23 protein-coding genes are annotated in these 19,750 nt (G+C 60.1%); 10 read left to right on the forward strand and 13 right to left on the reverse strand.

Annotated elements, in window-relative coordinates:
* Positions 1-85 precede the first annotated feature (85 nt).
* From PSEBG33_RS08700 to PSEBG33_RS08685, 4 genes are all read right to left on the reverse strand, one after another.
* Positions 86-277 (reverse strand): PLDc N-terminal domain-containing protein, encoded by a 192-nt coding sequence (locus PSEBG33_RS08700; RefSeq protein ID WP_003172956.1) that lies wholly within the window; start codon positions 275-277, stop codon positions 86-88.
* A 68-nt stretch (positions 278-345) separates the two neighbouring features.
* Positions 346-876, reverse strand: coding sequence for a hypothetical protein (locus PSEBG33_RS08695; protein WP_005789905.1), 531 nt, complete (start codon positions 874-876; stop codon positions 346-348).
* A gap of 40 nt (positions 877-916) precedes the next feature.
* Positions 917-1,432 carry an ankyrin repeat domain-containing protein gene (locus PSEBG33_RS08690; RefSeq protein ID WP_005789906.1) on the reverse strand — a complete coding sequence of 172 codons (516 nt, stop codon included), beginning with the start codon at positions 1,430-1,432 and terminating at the stop codon, positions 917-919.
* A 106-nt stretch (positions 1,433-1,538) separates the two neighbouring features.
* Positions 1,539-3,365, reverse strand: coding sequence for a long-chain-acyl-CoA synthetase (locus tag PSEBG33_RS08685; protein ID WP_005789907.1), 1,827 nt, complete (start codon positions 3,363-3,365; stop codon positions 1,539-1,541).
* Positions 3,366-3,770: 405 nt separating this feature from the next.
* Between PSEBG33_RS08685 and PSEBG33_RS08680 the strand changes: the two genes are divergently transcribed.
* Positions 3,771-4,049: a DUF3509 domain-containing protein gene (locus tag PSEBG33_RS08680; protein WP_003172952.1), complete on the forward strand. Its 279-nt coding sequence runs from the start codon at positions 3,771-3,773 to the stop codon at positions 4,047-4,049.
* 58 nt (positions 4,050-4,107) lie between these two features.
* On the opposite strand, the gene PSEBG33_RS08675 is transcribed toward PSEBG33_RS08680, so the two are convergent.
* From PSEBG33_RS08675 to aroC, 4 genes are all read right to left on the reverse strand, one after another.
* Positions 4,108-4,377: a response regulator transcription factor gene (locus tag PSEBG33_RS08675; protein WP_005789909.1), complete on the reverse strand. Its 270-nt coding sequence runs from the start codon at positions 4,375-4,377 to the stop codon at positions 4,108-4,110.
* Positions 4,378-4,586: 209 nt separating this feature from the next.
* A complete protein-coding gene (locus PSEBG33_RS08670) occupies positions 4,587-5,117 on the reverse strand; it encodes a 1,2-dihydroxy-3-keto-5-methylthiopentene dioxygenase (protein WP_005789910.1) in 531 nt (176 codons plus the stop codon).
* Positions 5,114-6,277, reverse strand: a complete 1,164-nt coding sequence (locus PSEBG33_RS08665; RefSeq protein ID WP_005789912.1) for an MFS transporter — start codon at positions 6,275-6,277, stop codon at positions 5,114-5,116. Before PSEBG33_RS08665 ends, PSEBG33_RS08670 begins: the two co-directional genes overlap by 4 nt.
* Before the next feature lie 75 nt (positions 6,278-6,352).
* Entirely contained in the window at positions 6,353-7,444 is a 1,092-nt protein-coding gene (gene aroC, locus PSEBG33_RS08660; RefSeq protein WP_005789914.1) for a chorismate synthase, read from the reverse strand.
* Positions 7,445-7,587: 143 nt separating this feature from the next.
* Between aroC and PSEBG33_RS08655 the strand changes: the two genes are divergently transcribed.
* Together PSEBG33_RS08655 and PSEBG33_RS08650 are read left to right on the forward strand one after the other, a co-directional pair.
* Positions 7,588-8,550 (forward strand): alpha/beta hydrolase, encoded by a 963-nt coding sequence (locus tag PSEBG33_RS08655; protein ID WP_005789916.1) that lies wholly within the window; start codon positions 7,588-7,590, stop codon positions 8,548-8,550.
* A gap of 99 nt (positions 8,551-8,649) precedes the next feature.
* Entirely contained in the window at positions 8,650-9,453 is an 804-nt protein-coding gene (locus tag PSEBG33_RS08650; RefSeq protein ID WP_005789918.1) for a hypothetical protein, read from the forward strand.
* A gap of 59 nt (positions 9,454-9,512) precedes the next feature.
* On the opposite strand, the gene prmB is transcribed toward PSEBG33_RS08650, so the two are convergent.
* Positions 9,513-10,421, reverse strand: a complete 909-nt coding sequence (prmB, locus tag PSEBG33_RS08645) for a 50S ribosomal protein L3 N(5)-glutamine methyltransferase (protein WP_005789919.1) — start codon at positions 10,419-10,421, stop codon at positions 9,513-9,515.
* Between the two features lie 239 nt (positions 10,422-10,660).
* Between prmB and PSEBG33_RS08640 the strand changes: the two genes are divergently transcribed.
* The 5 genes from PSEBG33_RS08640 (at position 10,661) to PSEBG33_RS08620 (ending at position 13,436) form a co-directional block, all read left to right on the forward strand.
* Positions 10,661-11,251 (forward strand): cysteine hydrolase family protein, encoded by a 591-nt coding sequence (locus PSEBG33_RS08640; RefSeq protein WP_005789921.1) that lies wholly within the window; start codon positions 10,661-10,663, stop codon positions 11,249-11,251.
* Between the two features lie 136 nt (positions 11,252-11,387).
* The gene (locus tag PSEBG33_RS08635; RefSeq protein ID WP_005789923.1) at positions 11,388-11,708 is read left to right on the forward strand and encodes a hypothetical protein; all 321 of its coding nucleotides are present in this window, start codon (positions 11,388-11,390) and stop codon (positions 11,706-11,708) included.
* A 75-nt stretch (positions 11,709-11,783) separates the two neighbouring features.
* On the forward strand, positions 11,784-12,341 hold the full coding sequence (locus tag PSEBG33_RS08630; RefSeq protein WP_005789925.1) for a Smr/MutS family protein: 558 nt from the start codon (positions 11,784-11,786) through the stop codon (positions 12,339-12,341).
* 76 nt (positions 12,342-12,417) lie between these two features.
* Complete coding sequence (folE, locus tag PSEBG33_RS08625; RefSeq protein ID WP_005789928.1) at positions 12,418-12,963, forward strand: GTP cyclohydrolase I FolE; 546 nt, start codon at positions 12,418-12,420, stop codon at positions 12,961-12,963.
* Positions 12,964-13,064: 101 nt separating this feature from the next.
* A complete protein-coding gene (locus tag PSEBG33_RS08620) occupies positions 13,065-13,436 on the forward strand; it encodes a glutathione S-transferase N-terminal domain-containing protein (RefSeq protein ID WP_005789930.1) in 372 nt (123 codons plus the stop codon).
* A gap of 61 nt (positions 13,437-13,497) precedes the next feature.
* On the opposite strand, the gene PSEBG33_RS08615 is transcribed toward PSEBG33_RS08620, so the two are convergent.
* Genes PSEBG33_RS08615 through PSEBG33_RS08605 form a run of 3 tightly spaced genes read right to left on the reverse strand, consistent with a single transcriptional unit; the run spans position 13,498 to position 16,434 of the window.
* Complete coding sequence (locus PSEBG33_RS08615) at positions 13,498-13,818, reverse strand: hypothetical protein (RefSeq protein ID WP_005789932.1); 321 nt, start codon at positions 13,816-13,818, stop codon at positions 13,498-13,500.
* Positions 13,815-15,140: an acyclic terpene utilization AtuA family protein gene (locus PSEBG33_RS08610; protein WP_005789934.1), complete on the reverse strand. Its 1,326-nt coding sequence runs from the start codon at positions 15,138-15,140 to the stop codon at positions 13,815-13,817. Before PSEBG33_RS08610 ends, PSEBG33_RS08615 begins: the two co-directional genes overlap by 4 nt.
* Position 15,141: 1 nt before the next feature.
* Entirely contained in the window at positions 15,142-16,434 is a 1,293-nt protein-coding gene (locus tag PSEBG33_RS08605; RefSeq protein ID WP_005789936.1) for a CitMHS family transporter, read from the reverse strand.
* 111 nt (positions 16,435-16,545) lie between these two features.
* Here PSEBG33_RS08605 and PSEBG33_RS08600 point away from each other — a divergent pair, with 111 nt between their 5' ends.
* The gene (locus tag PSEBG33_RS08600; protein WP_005789938.1) at positions 16,546-17,442 is read left to right on the forward strand and encodes a LysR family transcriptional regulator; all 897 of its coding nucleotides are present in this window, start codon (positions 16,546-16,548) and stop codon (positions 17,440-17,442) included.
* A gap of 42 nt (positions 17,443-17,484) precedes the next feature.
* On the opposite strand, the gene PSEBG33_RS08595 is transcribed toward PSEBG33_RS08600, so the two are convergent.
* Positions 17,485-18,087: a glutathione S-transferase family protein gene (locus PSEBG33_RS08595; protein ID WP_005789940.1), complete on the reverse strand. Its 603-nt coding sequence runs from the start codon at positions 18,085-18,087 to the stop codon at positions 17,485-17,487.
* Between the two features lie 307 nt (positions 18,088-18,394).
* Here PSEBG33_RS08595 and PSEBG33_RS08590 point away from each other — a divergent pair, with 307 nt between their 5' ends.
* Positions 18,395-19,741: an NCS2 family permease gene (locus tag PSEBG33_RS08590; RefSeq protein ID WP_005789942.1), complete on the forward strand. Its 1,347-nt coding sequence runs from the start codon at positions 18,395-18,397 to the stop codon at positions 19,739-19,741.
* Positions 19,742-19,750: the final 9 nt, after the last annotated feature.

Here is a 19,750-nt window from a genome sequence, read left to right on the forward strand (position 1 = left end):
CTGATCCACCGCTATCGGGAGCAAGTCGAATCGTCGCACCGCCCCTCCCACATTGACTGCGCCGACTCCAGGAGGAGTGAGGCGCTTAGATCCGCACGTTACCGCGTGGCCCGGCGATAGCCCAGATAATCAGACCCAGTACCGGCAACAGCAGGATCAACAGGATCCACAGCACTTTGGCGCCCGTGCTTGCGCCGCTTTTGAACACGTTGATGATCGCCCAGATATCCAGCGCGAGGATGATCAGGCCAATCAGGCCGTTGAAAGTGGAACCCATGGTGTCGCTCCTAAGTGAGGGCATGCACTTGTAGGATAGTCAGCCTTGGCGGGGGTTCCGTTTTAATTTCAGACGTGCACGGCGATCTTCAATGCCTCAAGCGACGGTTCAGCCTTGATGCCGACTTCAGCGCACAGTTGCAGCACGCGCGGCAGGTCGTTGCCGAACACCAATACGGCCTGGATCTCATCATCGAGCAACTGACTGAAGTTCATCAGCACATAACCGCCGTCTTCCGGGCTCAGGGCGCTCATCTGAATCTGGATGCGGTTCAACGCGGTCAGGTCTTCAGTCTTGGTCAATTGCTTGGGCTTGAGATTGAACGCCACGCCCGGACCAAACGAGGCGACGATCTGCGCGAACAGGTCGCCGTAGGTATCAGCCTGAAACAACACCGTGTCGGGCAGGCTGCCGACCACCACCCACTCCCCCAGCGGTATCGGGAAGCTGTCGTCGTAGTTGATATCCGGGTTTGCCGCCAGGAAAGCGGCCGGGTCTGCGTAGGCTTGCGCCGCTTCGTCGGCAATACGTGCCACCTCGTCCTCAGCCATGACGCCGGCGCTGATTTTGCTGATGAGTTCGACGAGGGCGGTTTTCATGGGCGATCCTGTAGCGAGCGGGTTTTCGAGGGCGCGTAGCCTACACCAGTTTCTGCAACTGCGCCGCCGTATCAACCGCGCCCATGGTCTGTGCCGCAGCCAGTGCCGTGGCACCTTGAGCGTCGGTAGCCTTGGGATTGGCGCCTTGACCTAGCAGGTATTCGACCATTTCAACGCGGTTGAACATCGCCGCCATCATCAACGCCGTACGCCCATCCGATGAGGCCGCCTCAACCGGCGTGCCGCCTTCGATCAGGGCCTGAACCACAGGCAGGTTGCCTTTGAACGCCGCGCCAGCAATCGGCAACTGGTTCTTGTCATTGGCGATCAAGGGGTCGGCCTTGAATTCCAGCAGTACTTTTACCGCCTCGGGGTGGCCGTGGTAGGCCGCGAGCATCAATAAGGTGTCGCCATTGTGATTACGAAAGTTGGCTGGCAAGCCCTTGGCCAATAACGCAGCAAGCATGGCTGCATCGCCGCGGCGGGCCACGTCGAAGACCTGCTCGGCAAATTCGGCGGCTTCGTCTTCGGTCATTTGTTTAGGCTGGTCTGACATGGGGGCTCCTTGCTGAGGCGGCTTGTGTAACTGAATAAGGCGCCCAGTGTCGCGATGGAGTTCCCCCCTGTCATGGCTTTTTTGTCAAAAGCCGCCATAGCCAGAATCAATAACGAAAGTGCCCGCCCTGGATCTGCGCCAATAATTGCCCGGTAACCGGCACGTAGCTCTGCGAACCTGGCAGCCAGGCGTACACCGGGTCATTGCCGGCCTTGGCGGGGTCGAATGCTTCCTCTTTGAGTTTCATTTTCTGGTACTTGAAGGTGCCGGTGGTTTCCATTTTTACCTTGATCCGCAGGAACAGCGGCACCGCATAGTGCGGCAACTGGCCGTGGGCAAATTGCAGCAGTTCGCGCATGTCCAGGGCAGCCAGAGACTCACTCGGGGTGATGGCGACCATGCCAGCACGGCCATTGGTGTTCGCGATCTCGACGCCATAAGCCACCACTTCGGCGATTTGCGGGTGTTGCAGCAGCACGTTTTCCACTTCAGTGGTCGAGACGTTTTCACCCTTCCACCGGTAGGTGTCGCCCAGGCGATCGACAAATTGCGCATGACCAAAGCCGATGCTACGCACCAGGTCACCAGTATTGAAATACCGGTCGCCCTTCTCGAACACGTCGCTGATCACCACCTTGCGATTTTTTTGCGGGTCGGTGTAGCCATCGAACGGTGACTTTTCATCGATCTTCGCCAGCAACAAGCCCTGCCCGCCCGTTGAGACCTTGTGCATGAACCCATCACTGCCGCGCAACGGTTCACCTGTGTCAGGGACGTAATCCACCAACGCCCAATGCTGCAGGCAAAAGCCGATGGTGTTGTCAAAATTCAGCACGTTGGTAAAACCGATATTGCCGTCACTGGCCGCATACAGTTCGCAAATATGCTCCACCTCATAGCGCTGTTTGAACTGCGCCCATACACCGGGGCGCAGGCCATTGCCGACCATCTTGGTCACGCGGTTATCGCGATCCTGTTCGCTGGGGGGCTGGTCGAGCAAATAGCGGCATAACTCACCGACATAGCCGAGGGTGGTCGCGTTGAACTTGCGCGCATCCTCCCAGAACTGGCTGGCGCTGAACTTGCGCCGAATGGCGAAGCCGGACGCGCCGATAATGGCCGAGCCCCAGCACACACACAAACCGGTGCCGTGGTACAGCGGCAAGGTGCAATAGAGAACGTCGTGCGGTGCCATGTCCAGGGCAATCCTGCCGAAGCTCACAGCGGTTTTGGTCCAACGCCCATGCTTCATGATGCCGGCCTTGGGCAAGCCGGTGGTGCCGGAGGTGTAGATATAGAAGCAGGGATCGTTGTAGGAAATCTGCGCGCAGATCGCAAGGTTGTCCACCGTGTGCCCGGCACTGGCCGCCATCAGGTCGATGTAGCCCTCGGGAACTGCGCCATCGGGTTGATCCGCCACACACCAGGTGCGCTCGGCCGGAATCTGCACCTGATCGCGCACCGCTGCGTAGGAGCTCAGCAACTCCGCCCCCACCACAATGGCAACCGGGTCGACCAGCGTCAGGCTGTGCACCAGCGTCCCTTGGGTTTGCGATGTATTGAGCATGGCGCAGACGCCGCCCAGCTTGGCCACGGCCAACACGTTGAGCAGCAACTCGGGGCGATTTTCAATTAACAGCGCTACCACGTCGCCTTTGCGAATGCCTTGGTCATGCAGGTGATGGGCGATGCGATTGGCCTGCTGATTGGCGTCGCGGTAGCTGATCACCTGGTCAGCGTAAAGCAGCGCGGCACCGTCAGGATTACGCAAGGTCGCTTGCTCGAAATGCCAGCCCAGGCCGCAGGGTTGGCTGGGGTCGGTGACATTGGCCGCGCGCATACCGCGAACCACACGCGGGAGCGCCCGAACGATGGCAGGCACCTTTCGCAGCATCATGCCCCAGGTAATCATGTCGTTTTGCCGATGGCTCATGGCGGGACGTCCTTTTTCTTATTTTTGGTCGAGTCCAGGGACATGACGAGCTAGTAGGCACTCGCCAATGCGTTACAGGAAAATACGTCAGCCCTTCTTTGGCTGTACACGCGGGATTTGAAAAGTTTTGTATCCCAAAGGGCAGCCGCCGCGGGCAGCGGAATTTTCCGGCAAAAAAGGTGGTCAATAGCTGTAAGGCAAGCCGGACACCTTCGCAAAGGCGCCGAGTAAATAACGCAAAATGCAGGATGCACGATGGCCTTTCATGCAAATTGCACGAAAACGAAAATTAGAAAATTTTGCAACCAGCTGATTTTTAAAGGATTTTTTATTTAACCAATACTGGCACAATCACTGCACCTATCACTCCATGCTTGCCAACTTGAGCCAATGGAGCTGATAGACATGAGCCTGATCCAAGATAAATTCGCTTCGGTATTCTCCAACTACGACGTCACCACCCAGCCACGTCCTGACGGTGGCATCCTGTTGACCCTGCGCAACAGCGAAGGCAAACAGGTCAAGCGCTCGATCTCGTACCAGCAATTGCACACCGCCGATCAGTTGACCTGGGTGATCAGTGCCATTCGCCGTGACCTGGCCGAACAAGCCAGCGAGCTGCCGCAGATTTCCATGCTGCAAAGCCAGAACCGCTTTGCGCTGCCGACCTACCATTCGGCATAAGTAACAGATATAAAAAGGGCCGCGACGCCGTTGAGCGTCGCGGCCCTTTTTTGTGCCTTCAGCATAAGCCTTGGCGAGTGGCTTCGTTTTTCGCCTGTACCCGGTTGGTCACGTCCAGCTTGCCGTAGATATTGCGCAGATGAAACTTCACTGCCGCTTCGGAGGTGCCGCGAATCTGGCTGATCTCCCAGATGGTCTTGCCCTCGGAAGCCCACCGCAGGATTTCCAGCTCCGTCGGGGTCAGGGGCTTGCCGGACAAGTTCAGGCGTTTTCTGATAGCCGTCGGCACGCTATCGATCGGGGGACACGTCTGCTCTGGGCTGCTCATCGCTCTCTCCTTATATCTGCTGATGCGGCACCGCCTTTCGGACTCCTCCTATTGACAGATGACATAAACATTGGCGCCGCACAGAGAGTTACATAACCAGCGGAGTGAAAGCGTACAACACAGAACAAACAGCTTCGCCCTACGAATATTCAGGCGTTTTCCCACAACAAGTTCCAACTTGCCCGAGTTGAATATTTAGATATTTATGCTTAGTCGTCCAACCCTGGAAAACGCGCGGCAATGTTATCTGCGCTGAACGTCGGCACCTCGCCTTCGGCGGTGTTGAACAAGCGCAGCGCCACCAAGTGCGGGTTCTCGCCGATGTCGAGCCAGTGCGACATTCCCGCCGGGATAACCAACAGGTCATTTTTCTCGGCGCGCACGCCGTACACGTAATCACCCACATGCAGCATGAACAGGCCTTGGCCGGCGATAAAGAAATACGCGTTATTTTCACGGCAGGTGCGCTCTACCAGGAACGGGTCACGCAATTCATGCTTCTGGGGATGGTCGCCCATCACGCTGATCACCTTCGCCGTGGCATAGCCGAGCGCATCGATCTGCGGACGGTACGCCGCGATCATTTGCGCCTCACTGGCGCCTTTCTCGATAATGCCGGGCTGCCAGCGTTCAAAGCCTATGCCGTGTTCGGCCAAGGTCGACTGGATGTCGTCGAAATGGGTCAGCACCTTGTTGGGGGTATCTGCGGTGGCGATGTGATAAACGGCTACGTAACTCATTGCACGGTTCCTTGGTTCGGCTCTTGCAATCTAAGGCCAATGATAATGGCGGCGGCCAGCGCCGCGACGCTGGCGATACTGAACGTCAGGGTCGGGCCCAGCAGGTTCCAGCTATAACCGGAATACAGGGCGCCGAGGGCACCGCCAGTACCGGCCAAGGCAGCGTACAGGGCTTGGCCCTGGCCTTGCTGACGGTCACCGAAGCTGCGCTGCACAAAGGCAATCGCCGCCGCGTGAAAACTGCCGAATGTGGCTGCGTGCATGAGCTGCGCAAACAGCAACACCCAGAAAAATTCGGCAAAGGCGCCCAGCAGCAACCAGCGCAGCGCCGCCAGCACAAAGCTGGCCAGCAGCACCCGGCGCACCGAAAAACGCGCCAGGATACGGCTCATGGCCAGGAACATCAGGACCTCCGCCACCACCCCCAGGGCCCACAACATCCCGATCACGCCACGGCTGTAGCCCAAGTGTTCCAGGTGCAGGGTGAGGAAGGTGTAATACGGGCCATGGCTCATTTGCATCAATGCCACGCAGGCATAGAACGCCAGCACCCCGGGACTGCGCAATTGCTTGAGGAAACCGTCACCGGCCAAGCGATTGCCGTGGTTGGCAGGCTGGGCATTGGGCACCCACAGGCTGGCGCCGATGATGCCGGCCATGATCACTACCACCACGACCGGGTAGATATCCAGGCTCAGCCAGTCGAACAGGCGCCCCATGATCACTACAGTGAGGATAAAGCCGATGGAGCCCCACAGACGGATCTGGCTGTAGCGCGAGGTTTGCTTGTGCAGATGGGCCAGGGTGATGACCTCGAACTGCGGCAGCACCGCGTGCCAGAAGAATGCGTGCAGGGCCATGACCATCGCCAGCCAGGCGTAGGTCTTGCTGACGAAGATCAGGCAGAAACTGGCCAGGGTACAGACCGCGCCAAATCGCACGATGGCCAGGCGCCGGCCGGTGAAGTCGCCGATCCAGCCCCACAGGTTCGGCGCCACGCAGCGCATCAGCATGGGGATGGCCACCAGTTCGCCGATACGCGCGCTGGAAAAGCCCAGGTGATCGAAGTACAGCGCCAGGAACGGCGCGGTCGCTCCGAGCAGGGCGAAGTAGAACAGGTAGAAGCTGGAGAGGCGCCAGTATGGGAGCGGTGGGGTCATTTTATTGGGGCTGCTTCGCAGCCCAGCGCGAGCAAGCTCGCTCGCCACAACAACAAGCTCGCTTGCCGGCGGCGATCACAGTTGGCCCAGTACCGGTGTGGTCACGCGCACATCGGCATTTTGCCCACGGTTGCGCAGCAGGTGGTCCATCAACACGATGGCCATCATGGCTTCGGCAATCGGTGTGGCGCGGATGCCGACGCACGGGTCATGACGGCCCTTGGTGATCACGTCCACCGGGTTGCCGTGTACATCGATCGAACGGCCCGGCGTGGTAATGCTTGAGGTCGCCTTGAGCGCCAGGTGCGCAACAATCGGTTGGCCGGAGGAAATACCGCCAAGGATGCCACCCGCATTGTTGCTGAGGAAACCTTCAGGCGTCAGCTCATCGCGATGTTCGGTGCCGCGCTGGGCAACACAGGCAAAACCTGCACCGATTTCCACGCCTTTGACCGCGTTGATGCTCATCAGCGCGTGGGCCAGTTCGGCGTCGAGGCGGTCGAAGATCGGCTCGCCCAGGCCCGGCTTGACGCCTTCGGCCACCACGGTGATCTTGGCACCGACGGAGTCCTGGTCACGGCGCAACTGGTCCATATAGGCCTCCAGCTCCGGCACCTTGTCCGGGTCGGGACAGAAGAAGGCGTTGTCTTGCACGCTGTCCCAGCTCTTGAACGGGATCTCGATCGGGCCCAACTGGCTCATGTAGCCACGGATGACGATGCCCTGGGTGGCCAGGTATTTCTTGGCGATGGCACCGGCGGCCACGCGCATAGCAGTTTCCCGCGCCGAGCTGCGGCCACCGCCACGGTAGTCGCGCTCGCCGTATTTGTGATGGTAGGTGTAGTCGGCATGGGACGGGCGGAACACATCCTTGATTGCCGAGTAGTCCTTGGACTTCTGGTCGGTGTTGCGAATCAACAAGCCAATGGCGCAGCCGGTGGTGCGGCCCTCGAACACCCCGGAGAGGATTTCGACTTCGTCCGGCTCCTGGCGCTGGGTGGTGTGGCGGCTGGTGCCGGGCTTGCGGCGGTCGAGGTCACGCTGCAGGTCTTCCAGGGACAGCTCCAGGCCTGGTGGGCAGCCGTCGACAATGGCGACCAACGCCGGGCCATGGCTTTCGCCCGCGGTGGTGACAGTGAACAGCTTGCCGAAGGTATTGCCGGACATGCAGGGCGCTCCGTGAAATCAGTTGAATCAAGTCAACCGTAATAACTTAAGGCGGCCAGTATACGCAGGCTAACCGACTAGTTCATCCTCGAAACCTTACCGGTAGACATTGGTCCAACCGGCACCTCACTGATGATGGCGCGATGATGCTGCGAGTTCTGCTGTTCACCCTCACCCTGTTTACCGCCGCGGTCCAGGCCGCCTCCCCTGTGGTACTGCAACGCCCTATCAGCCTGGACACCGGCAGCGGCCAACTGTTTGGCTCATTATTGTTGCCGCAGTCCGACCAACCGGTGCCGGTGGTGCTGATCATCGCCGGCTCCGGCCCTACCGACCGCAATGGCAACAGCGCCGACGGCGCCCGCAATGACAGCCTCAAGCGCCTGGCCTGGGTGCTCGCCCGGCATAACATCGCCAGCGTGCGCTACGACAAGCGCGGGGTCGCCGCCAGCCTGGCCGCCACGCCGGATGAGCGCAACCTCACCCTGGATGCCTATGTGTCCGATGCGGTGGCCTGGGGCAAGCTGCTCAAGGCCGACAAGCGCATGGGCCCGTTGATTGTGCTGGGCCATAGCGAAGGCGCGCTGGTAGCCGCCCTCGCCGCGCCGCAACTGGCGCCGGCCGGGGTGATTTCCCTGTCGGGCAGCGCGCGCCCGGTAGACCAGGTGATTCGCCAGCAACTGGCCGATCACTTGCCCCCTGCCCTGTTGTTGCGCAGCAATGAAATCCTCGACCACCTCAAGGCCGGCCAAGTGGATGCCGACGTGCCGCGCCCACTCGAAGGCATCTTCCGACCAAGCGTGCAGCCTTATCTGATCAGCCTGTTCCGCGCCGACCCATCGGCCGCCTTCGCCAGGCTGAACATGCCGGCGTTGATCATCCAAGGCACCAACGATATCCAGGTCGGTATCGCGGATGCCCAGCAGTTGAAAAAAGCCAAGCCCGACGCGCAGTTGACGGTCATAGAAGGCATGAACCACGTGATGCGCATCGTGCCCAACAACGTGAAGCAGCAACTGGCGTCCTACAATGACCCGAAACTGCCCCTGGCTGCGGAACTGGGCCAGCGTATCGTCGCGTTTATCGACGGACTTCAACCCCGTTAAGCGACAATTTGCCTCCAGTCCTGGGCAAACCGGCCGATAAGTCCAGAGTCGACAGTAAAAAGACTGTCGGCTTGCTGGGCTTGGACAGGATCGCGCCGCATGACAACCACCGAAGCAACACCCGAATCTACCGCCGACACCTCGACTGCAACCGCGGCCGTCGAGGCGGCGGCCCTGCCGTGGGCGGACGTCCACGCCGAACACTTCAAGATGCTGCGCCTGGCTCCGCTGACCACCGACCGTGCCACTGGCGCACGGCCGTTGCGCTTTGTGCAGTTCGGCTATGCCGAGCGCCACGACAAGCACCACAGCCTGTTGCGCATGGTTATCCAACTGCCCGGCCAGCGGGTACGCCGCGAGCAGAACCACCTGGATATCTGGGTGGACCATGATAAACATCGCGTGCATTTCGGCCCAGGCAACAGCCTGGAAATCGAACCGGCCAACCGGGGGATCGGCCGTTTCCTGGTCGCTCAGGCCGCCGCCTGGGCGAAGAAGAAGTGGTCCCACTACCGCGTCGACGGCGTGGACCTGGCCAACAAGGACGCCCTCAACGAAGCCACGCGCCTGCGTCGTGATCACTTCCTGCGTATCCAGGGATTTGATGTGGCCTATGCCGACGTGCAGCACCTCAAAGGCAATGTGCAGCCGGGCAAGGTCGGCGACGTGCTGGACAGTTGGAACACTGAGAAGGTGCAGTTCGTGGAGATCCTCGAAGCCGCGCAGATGCTGCAACAGGCCGATCAGAACCTGGCGGAACAGGAAGTGAAGCTGCGCAAGGAAGAGGAAAAAGTCATCAAGTTCAAGCGCGAGGACAGCGGGCTGCGCTTTACCATCACGTGCCTGGTGGCGTTTACGGTGTTTCAGGCAGGGTTGTTGATCTGGATTGCCACGCACCGCTGATAGATTGAAATGCAATCAAAATGTGGGAGCTGGCTCCCACATTGACCGAGTTTCTGCAGTTATATCCGGGCAGCGAAAACGGCCTGGTGTTGGCGACACTGCTCAGCCGTCAGCATGAACACCCCATGCCCACCCCGCTTGAAGTCCAGCCAGGCAAAGTCGACTTCCGGATACAGCGCGTCAACATGCACCTGGCTGTTGCCCACTTCGACAATCAGCAAACCCTTCTCGGTCAGATGGTCCGCCGCTTCGGCCAGCATCCGGCGTACCAGGTTCAGGCCGTCGTCACCACAGGCCAGGCCCAGTTCCGGCTCGTGCTGGTATTCATCCGGCATGTCGGCAAAATCTTCGGCATCCACATACGGTGGGTTTGACACGATCAGGTCGAATCGCTGGCCGGGCAAGCCGTCAAAACCATCGCCCTGCACGGTATAGACCCGCTCATCGACGCCGTGGCGCTCGATATTCTGGTTTGCCACTTCAAGGGCTTCGAAGGACAGGTCACCCAGTACAACTTCAGCCTCCTGGAACTCGTACGCACAGGCAATGCCGATGCAACCGGAGCCGGTGCACAGGTCGAGGATGCGCGCCGGCGGCTGCGCCAACCAGGGTTCGAAGCGGTTTTCGATCAGTTCGCCAATCGGTGAGCGCGGGATCAACACGCGCTCATCGACAATAAACGACATGCCGCAGAACCACGCCTCTTTCAACAGGTAGGCGGTGGGCACACGCTCGTGAATACGGCGATGCAGTAAACGCTGCACATGGGAGATTTCCTCTTCTTCGAGGTTGCAATCCAGGTAGCTGTCGGCAATTTCCCACGGCAGGTGCAAGGCGCCGAGCACCAATTGCCGGGCTTCGTCCCAGGCATTGTCGGTGCCATGGCCAAAAAACAGGTCTTCCCCATGGAAACGGCTGACAGCCCAACGGATATGGTCGCGCAAAGTGCGCAGGCGGGAAGTGATCACGGGGCAAGCTCCTGGAAAAAACGACTGGCAATTCTAACAGCCTTCACCTGTACCGACGATGTACGAAAACCCTGGCGCCGTACGTCGGATTTCATCCAATTGACCCGCATTGTGTTAAACAAGCCCACCTCTTGACATCGCTGCACGCCAGCAACGGCGTACCTTACGATAGTAGCGATTCACAGAAGCGCTCAGCCAGTGGACAATGTCGCAAAAGCCCCACTCACAGGAGCCCCAGAATGTCCGTTCCAAAGACGATGTTTCAACTCAGCGGTCGCGGTTACGCAGCAGCCAACCTCAGTCATGCGACCCTCGTGATCATCGACGCCCAGAAGGAATACCTCAGCGGCCCGCTCGCCGTCTCGGGCATGGACGCAGCTGTCGCTAATATCAAACAACTGGTCAGCGCCGCGCGTAATGCCGGACGCCCGATTGTGCATGTGCGCCACTTGGGCACCGTAGGCGGTCTGTTTGATCCACAGGGCGAGCGTGGCGAATTCATCCAGGGGCTTGAGCCAGAGGGTGACGAAACCATCATCGGCAAGCTGCTGCCGAGCGCCTTCCACGGCACCGGCCTGGAAAAACACTTGCAAGACCTTGGCTCCCTGGACCTGATCGTCTGCGGCTTCATGAGCCACTCCAGCGTCAGCACCACCGTGCGTGCGGCCAAGAACCTGGGCTTTCGCTGCACCCTGGTGGAAGACGCCTGCGCCACTCGCGACCTGCCCTACAAGGGCGGCATCCTGAGCGCCGAACATGTGCAGCACACCGAAATGGCGATCATGGCCGACAACTTCGCCACCCTCGCACTGACTAAAGATCTGATCTGATCATTCTGGCGTTGAGCGGCGTGTTTATTGCTCCGCTCATCCGCAAAGCCCTTTCATTTGGCGCATTTACCCCTCCCTCCGGAACAACCTGTGTATTGTCCGGTCGAAGGGCCGATACCCTGGAGGAAAGGTCGGAATGAAGATATCCGATGGTTTTGATGCTCGTCGCTTGCGCCCCAAGGGCCCGAGCAACTGGCGTCTGCGCCTGGTGGCGGGCATTGCCGCGCTGCTGGCGATCATAGGCTTGTTGTTGGCCGGCGCTGGTGGCGCCGGCTTGTTTGGGCATTCGCCGGCACTGGGCGAGTTGAATGCCAGCCCGGGCGGCTCGGCGATCCTGTTGGGGATCGGCCTGCTGGTGCTGTGGTTAGGCGTATGGTTATGGCGCCGCAGCCGTCGGCGGATGCGTCAGCCTTTGTCGTTGAATATCGCCTCGCACCTGATGAAAAAGCACGACTGATGGCGCTTGGATAGCGTTTGCTGCGCCCTGGCCGCCGCGATTTAGGTAAACTGCCCGCCCTTCGCGGAGGCTGACATGCAAGACGACGATTTTTCCCTGTTCAAAAACGAGCTGCGCGGCGTCAAGCCGATCAAGCACGACCGCGCCGACACCGGCAAACCCAAGACCGACCGGGCACAGATCGCCAAGCTGCGCCAGGCCGCGACCGTGCGCAGCGATGCCACTACCGTGGATGGCCTGTCGGATCAGTTCGTGATTGACGTCGGCCCCGAAGACGAGCTGATGTGGGCTCGCGACGGTGTGCAGGAAAGCCAGATGCGCAAGCTCAAGGCCGGCCAGGTCCCGTTCGAAGGCAGCCTCGACCTGCACGGCATGAACGTGGAAAAGGCCCGGGAAACCCTGTGGGCCTTCCTCGCCGAAGCGACTAAATTCGAAATCCGCTGCGTGCGCGTCACCCACGGCAAGGCTGTGCGGCTGGACGGCAAGCGGCCAATGATCAAGAGCCACGTCAACACCTGGCTGCGTCAACATGCCCAGGTGCTCGGCTTTACTTCCTGCCAGGCCCGCCACGGCGGTGCCGGTGCGGTGTATGTGATGCTCAAGCGCACCATGCTCGAAGGCCGCGACGAGTAAAGTGCCATCGTCAGGCTTGCAGCGATGTGCCCGCCACCGTAACCTTGCGCTTTGCGAAAATCCCACAGGTAGTTTCATGTCCCTGGAACAGAATTACACAGAGATTCTCGGCCAACTCGGCGAGGACGTCTCCCGCGAGGGTCTGCTCGACACGCCAAAGCGTGCCGCCAAGGCGATGCAGTACCTTTGCCGCGGTTATGAACAGACGCTCGAAGAAGTCACCAACGGTGCCTTGTTCAGCTCCGATAACAGCGAAATGGTGCTGGTCAAGGACATCGAGCTGTACTCGTTGTGCGAACACCATCTGCTGCCGTTTATCGGCAAGGCCCATGTGGCCTACATTCCAAGCGGCAAAGTGCTGGGCCTGTCGAAGGTTGCACGAATCGTCGACATGTATGCGCGCCGCCTGCAGATCCAGGAAAACCTCAGCCGCCAGATCGCTGATGCGGTGCTGCAAGTGACCGGCGCCCTGGGCGTGGCCGTGGTAATCGAAGCCAAGCACATGTGCATGATGATGCGCGGTGTGGAAAAACAGAATTCGTCGATGATCACCTCGGTGATGCTCGGTGAGTTCCGCGATAACGCGGCCACTCGCAGCGAATTTCTCAGCCTGATCAAGTAACCGGCTGGGTAGGAAAGAACCGGCGTTCATCGCCGGTTTTTTTTCGCCTGCAGAAATCAGGTAAGCTGCGCCCCCTCAGTTATGGGCAAGAGGTAACAGCCATGTTCGTCAAAGCACTTCGAGTGGGCCTCGGCCAGATCATCATCGCGGGCGATTTTCTGACCCGCCCACGCAAAAAGCAGCGCCCCGCCGAACAACAGGCGCGGGTGAACGACGCGGCCAAGGCGCTGACGCTGTACCAGTTCCACGCCTGCCCGTTTTGTGTGAAGACCCGCCGCACCCTGCATCGCCTGAACGTGCCGGTAGCCCTGAAGGACGCAAAGAACAACGAGCAGGACCGCCAGACCCTGCTGGAGCAAGGCGGCAAGATCAAGGTGCCGTGCCTGCGCATCGAAGAGAATGGCCAGACCACCTGGATGTACGACTCCAAGGTGATCATCGACTACCTGGACAAGCGCTTCGCTGCGATCTGAAGCACGCTGCGGTCAATGTGGGAGCTGGCTGGCCAGCTCCCACATTTGCGGTGCGGTGTTGTTAAGTCAGTGTTGTCAGGTCCAGATCCAGCAGTGCCGAGCCCAGGCACTTGCCGTGGGCATCCAGCGCCAGTGAGCGGGTCACGCCCCCACGCAAGATACCCGGCAACACGAAGTTCAGCGCCTGCACATTCGGCAATTCATAACGTCGAACGGGGGCCGCTAACGGGTCCAGCAAATCCTTGAAAAACTCTGTGACGCGCTCCGCCGTAAGCTGTTCGCACAGCAACGGGTAGTCTTGCGCGCGATAGGCAATGATCGAGATGTTCGACGTGTCGCCCTTATCCCCGGTGCGGGAATGGGCCAGCGCATGCAGTTTCATTCTTCAATCCTCGGTTTGACCGCTTCACGGGGCAGCAACAACGATGCCACCGCCACGACCTGGCGCACACTCTTGCTAGCCCCACCGCCTCCGGCTGGGCCGTTGGTATAGAGGGTCTCCACTTCATTGCCGACCCGCACGGCGTCGCTGCGTTCGTCACAACGGGCGGCAACCCTCAGCCGCACTTCCCAAGGCTCGACAGTACTGCGTGGACCATGTAATGAATCCATGCCGATCAATTCGGCGCGCACCTCCTGCATCTTTACGCCGATCAATTCCAGGCGTTTGAGCACTACATCTCGCGCCAACTGCGCGCGTGCGACAGCCCCCGGGCCACCGTAGGACATCTGCCCCTCACCGATCCAGCCGTCCAGATAACCGACGCTGACTTTCAGCTGTTCGGGCCGTGCACGCCCTTCGGCACCGTGGGCGCGAACCCGATCAACGCCCTCCTCGACAAACCCCACCTGGGAAAAATCGGCCGTCACATCCGGAGTCAGGTACGCCGCTGGGTCGTGCACTTCGTAGATCAATTGTTCGATGCACGTGGCACGGCTTACACGGCCACCAGAACCTGCAACCTTGGTGATCACGGCGTGGCCATCCGCATCGACTTCAGCCAGCGGAAAGCCCAGGCGCGCCAGGTCATCGACGTTCTTGAAGCCAGGATCCGCGAAGTAACCGCCACTGACCTGCCCGGCACATTCGAGCAAATGCCCAACCAAAGTGCCGCGCCCCAGGCGCTGCCAATCATCAGCGGCCCAGCCAAACTCAAACATCTGCGGCGCCAGGAACAACGAAGGGTCGGCCACCCGCCCGGTGATGACCACATCGGCGTCGGCGCGCAGTGCCTCAAGAATGCCGTCCACACCCAGGTAGGCATTCGCGGAGATCAACCGCTCACCAAGGGAGCCAACGGTCTGGCCGTTATCCAGCAACTGCTCGGCAGGCAAAGCGTGCAGTACATCATCCCCCACCACCGCCACAACCTTCAGACCCAGGCCCAGCTCGGCAGCAATGCGCCGCACTTCAATGGCCGCCGACACAGGGTTGGCCGCGCCCATGTTGGTGATCACCCGTAAGCGACGGCGACCGCCGGGCTGGCCCACGCAGGGCAATACTCGGCGCATGCGTTCACTCAGCAACGGGTCATAACCGCCCTGCGGGTCGCCGATGCGCGCCTGTTGTGCCAGGGCAATGGTGCGTTCGGCCAGGCATTCGAAGACCAGGTAATCCAGGTCGCCATGTTCGGCCAGTTCCACGGCAGGTTCGATACGGTCACCGGAATAGCCGGCGCCGGAGCCAATGCGCAAGGTGTTCATCTCAAATCACTCCCAGGAGCAACGCCGTCAGGGTCATCAACACCGAGGCGGCAAACAGAAAAGGAATCGTGAATCGCTGGTGATCGGCCAACTCGATCTTGCACAGGCCCACCAACAGGAAGGTCGCGGGCGTCAGCGGGCTGACCGGAAAACCGGTGGTGTGCACGCCCAGCAACGAGGCTTGGGCCACTTGCAGGGGGTCGACGCCCAGCGCCTTGCCGACTTCGGCGATCACCGGCATCACGCCGAAGTAGTAGGAGTCGGGGTCAAACAACATGCTCAGGGGCATCGACAGGAACCCCACGACCGCCGGGATCAACTTGCCGTGGCCCGCCGGAATCTGCGCCACCGCCACTTCGGCGATGGCCTTGAGCATGCCGGAGCCTTGCATGATGCCGGTGAACACCCCGGCGGCGAGCAGGATACTGGCCATGGTCAGGGCGGTTTTCGCATGGGCGTCGATGCGCGCACGCTGGGCGTCCACGTTGGGGTAGTTGATGCACAGCGCAACCACGGTGCCGAGCATGAACATCACCACGGGGTCGACCCAACCGGCAATCATCACCACCATCACCAGCACGGTCAGGATCAGGTTAACCCAGAACAACCGTGGGCGGCGCAGCTTGATGTCGTCGTCGCTGAGCACCCGTTGCGGCACCGCCTGCACGCTGGAACCGGCGCCCAGGCCGAGGCGCTTTTCTTCACGATGGCCCAACCACCAGGCGCACGCGAAGACGAAGATCAGCCCGACGATCTGCACCGGGATCAGCGGCTGGAACAGATCGGCCACCGGCACATGCAGCGCCGCCGACGAGCGCAGCACCGGGCCGGTCCAGGGCAGAAAGTTGACCCCCGCCGCCATCGCGCAGACGCAGGCGAGAATGCGCTTGTCGATGCCCAGCCGCGTATACAACGGCAGCATCGCCGGCACCGTCACCAGAAAGGTCACCGCGCCGGAGCCGTCCAGATGCACCAGCAACGCCAGCGTCGCGGTGCCAACCACAATTCGTGTAGGACGCGTCCCTACCGTGCGCAGGATGCGATCAATGATGGGGTCGAGCATCCCGGCATCGGTCATGATCCCGAAAAACAGGATCGCGAACACAAACATGCCGACCACGGGGGCGACGTTCTTGATTCCGGTGATAATGAAGGCACTGGTTTGCAGGCCGAACCCACCGACCAGAGCGGCGATGATCGGCAAGGCGATCAGGGCCACCAGTGGCGAGAGACGCTTGCTCATGACAGCGACAAGCAGGCTGAGAATGGTGATGACGCCCAGGGTTGCGAGCATGGATAACTCCAGGGTGGCCGTTTTTGGCCGGTTATTGTTTTCCCGGAGTATTGGAAGCGGGTTAGTCTTTGTAAATTGGAATATTCGGCCTAGCATGTTCGGAAAAACAAAATGAAGAACTCGATACAGCACATCCAGGCCTTCCTCGCGGTGGCCCGCACCGGCAGTTTCACCAAGGCGGCCAACGAATTGCACCTGTCGCCTTCGGCCCTGACCGTGCAAGTACAGCAATTGGAAGACTGGCTCGGCGTCGCCCTGCTCGACCGCAGCCCGCGCCATGTGAGCATCACCGCTGCCGGCCAGGATGCGCGCGGGCCCATGGAAAAACTGCTGCTGGACCTGGACAACATCGTCACCGGCTCACGCGACCTCGCAGCCTTGCGTCGCGGCGTGGTGACCATCGCCGCCCTGCCGTCAGTTTGCGCCGGCGCCCTGCCCCCGGCCTTGCGCCTGTTTCGCCAGCGCTTTGCCGGGATCGAGGTGCGCCTGCATGACCTGGTGGCCCATCGCATTCATGCCCAGGTCCGCAACGGCGAGGTGGATTTCGGCATCGGCGTACGGGCGCGCCTGAGCCATGGCCTGCAATTTCAGCCGGTGCTCAATGATCGCTTGTGCGCGTTTGTGCCGCTGGATCATGCACTGACGCGCTATCGGTCACTGACCCTGGCGCAACTGGCCGACCAGCCAATTATCCTTACCGGACGTGACAGCAGCGTGCGCGAACAGGTCGACGCACTGTTTGACCAGACACGGCTGACGCTGAATGCGGGCATGGAGGCCAACTACATGTCGACGGTATTGGCGCTGGTGCGCCAGGGGTTGGGGATCAGCGTGCTGCCGGAATCGGCGGCGGACAGCCTGGAGGGGTTGAAGCGAATCGACATCGATCATCCCGGCGTGAACCGGGAGATCGGCTTGATCACACGCAGCGCGATGGCATTGAGCCCGGCGGCGCAGCGCTGCTTTGAACTGCTAAATCACGAATTATCTGACTCACTATTGAGCTAAATGTGGGAGGGGCTGTGCCCCTCCCACCTTTTGATTGCATTATCAGTCCAACATCGGCACATACCGAGGATGGCTGGCCACCCGCTGCAACCACGCTTGTACCGCCGGATAAGCGTCCAAATCAAACCCGCCCTCTTGGGCCACATGGGTGTAGGCATATAACGCCACATCAGCGATGGAGAATTGGTCGCCCACCAGATACGGGGTCAACTGCAGTTGGCGATCCATGACCTTAAGGGCCTTGTAGCCGCCTTTGTGCAATTTCTTGTATTCCTCCAAGCGATCCTCCGGCAGCCCCAGATAGAACTGGATAAACCGCGCCACCGCTATATACGGCTCATGGCTGTACTGCTCGAAAAACTGCCACTGCAATACCTGGGTGCGCAGGCGCGGTTCCGTGGGCAGGAACTCGCTGCCATCGGCGAGGAAATTGAGAATCGCATTGGACTCCCATAGGCAGGTGCCGTCTTCCAGCTCCAGCACCGGGATCTTGCCGTTGGGGTTCTTCGCCAGGAACTCAGGGGTCTGGGTGTCGCCCTTGAGGATGTCGATATCGATCCACTGAAACGGGATCCCCAACAAGCTAAGCATCAATTTGATCTTGTAGCAGTTGCCCGACTTGTAATCGCCATAAACCTTGTACATGGGCTCCCCTTATGCCGCTTTGCGCATTCCGAGCGAATGCTTGCGCCCTCAAAGTGCGGGTATTGCAGCAATGTTTCAAGGCGGCGGGCGGAATAAATCTGCCTGTCCCCCTGGGAGTCAGCCTTTCATCCACTTTAGCCCAAACATTCGAAAACATTATTTGCTTTATTTGTATACAAAAGCATAATTCGCTTCGTGCGAGTTCCTGACCTTTTGGTCAACAAACCCGCCAGTACCTCAAAGCGCTGTTGCCCACTCATGTGACCGGCGCTGGACATAACAATAAAACGATTGAGGAGTACTCGCTGTGGATAGCCGTAAAACCGAAGCCCCTACGTTGGACCTGGCCACGCCGCAAGGCGGTTGGCTGGAACGCCTGTTCAAACTGCGCTTGCATGGCACCACAGTGAAGACCGAGCTGATCGCCGGCCTCACCACCTTCATCACCATGGCCTACATCATCTTCGTCAATCCCAACATCATGGCCGACGCAGGTATTGATCACGGTGCGGCCTTTGTCGCCACCTGCATCGCCGCAGCCCTGGGGTGCCTGTTGATGGGCTTGTATGCCAACTGGCCAGTGGGCCTGGCACCGGGTATGGGGCTGAATGCGTTTTTCACCTACACCGTGGTCGGCACCATGGGCTACAACTGGGAAACAGCTCTCGGCGCGGTATTTGTCTCGGGCGTGCTGTTCATGATTCTGACGCTGTCACGCATCCGAGAATGGCTGCTCAACAGTATTCCGGTCAGCCTGCGTCATGCCATGGGCGCGGGTGTGGGTCTGTTCCTCGGGGTGATCGGCCTGAAGACCGCCGGCATCATCGTCGACAGCCCAGCCACCCTGATCAAGCTCGGCTCCCTGCATGAACCCGCCCCACTGCTGGCGGCGGTGTGCTTCCTGCTGATCGCCATCCTCAGTTATCACCGTGTATTCGGCGCAATTCTGATCAGCATCATCGCCGTGACCCTCGCCGGCTGGGGCCTGGGCCTGGTGCATTACAACGGCATTCTCTCCACCCCACCGAGCCTGGCACCGACCTGGATGGCGATGGACGTGATGGGTGTGTTCAATGTGAGCATGATCAGCGTGGTATTTGCCTTTCTTTTTGTACACATGTTTGACACTGCCGGTACACTGATGGGCGTTGCCCAACGGGCCGGGCTAGTGAAGGCCGATGGCAAGATCGACAACCTGTCCCGCGCATTGAAGGCCGACAGTGCTTCCAGTGTGTTCGGCGCCATGGTTGGCGTGCCGCCAGTGACCAGCTACGTGGAAAGCGCCGCAGGTGTGGCAGCCGGTGGCCGCACCGGGTTGACCGCTGTAACGGTGGGCGTACTGTTCGTGGCGGCGATGTTCTTCGCACCGCTGGCCGGCATGATTCCCGCCTATGCCACCGCTGGCGCGTTGATCTACGTAGCGATGCTGATGATGGCGAGCATGGCCCATATCAATTGGGATGAAGCTACCGACAGCATTCCGGCGATCGTCACTGCCATCATGATGCCGCTGACGTTCTCGGTCGCCGACGGGATCGCTCTGGGCTTTATCACCTATGTAGCGCTGAAGGCCGGCACCGGCAAGTACCGCGAGATTTCTGTCAGCCTGTGGGTGTTGTGCGCGATTTTCATTGCGAAATTCATATTTTTATAAAAGGAGCAA

Origin of the sequence: Pseudomonas synxantha BG33R (genome assembly GCF_000263715.2) — a bacterium.
Classification (GTDB): domain Bacteria; phylum Pseudomonadota; class Gammaproteobacteria; order Pseudomonadales; family Pseudomonadaceae; genus Aquipseudomonas; species Aquipseudomonas synxantha_A.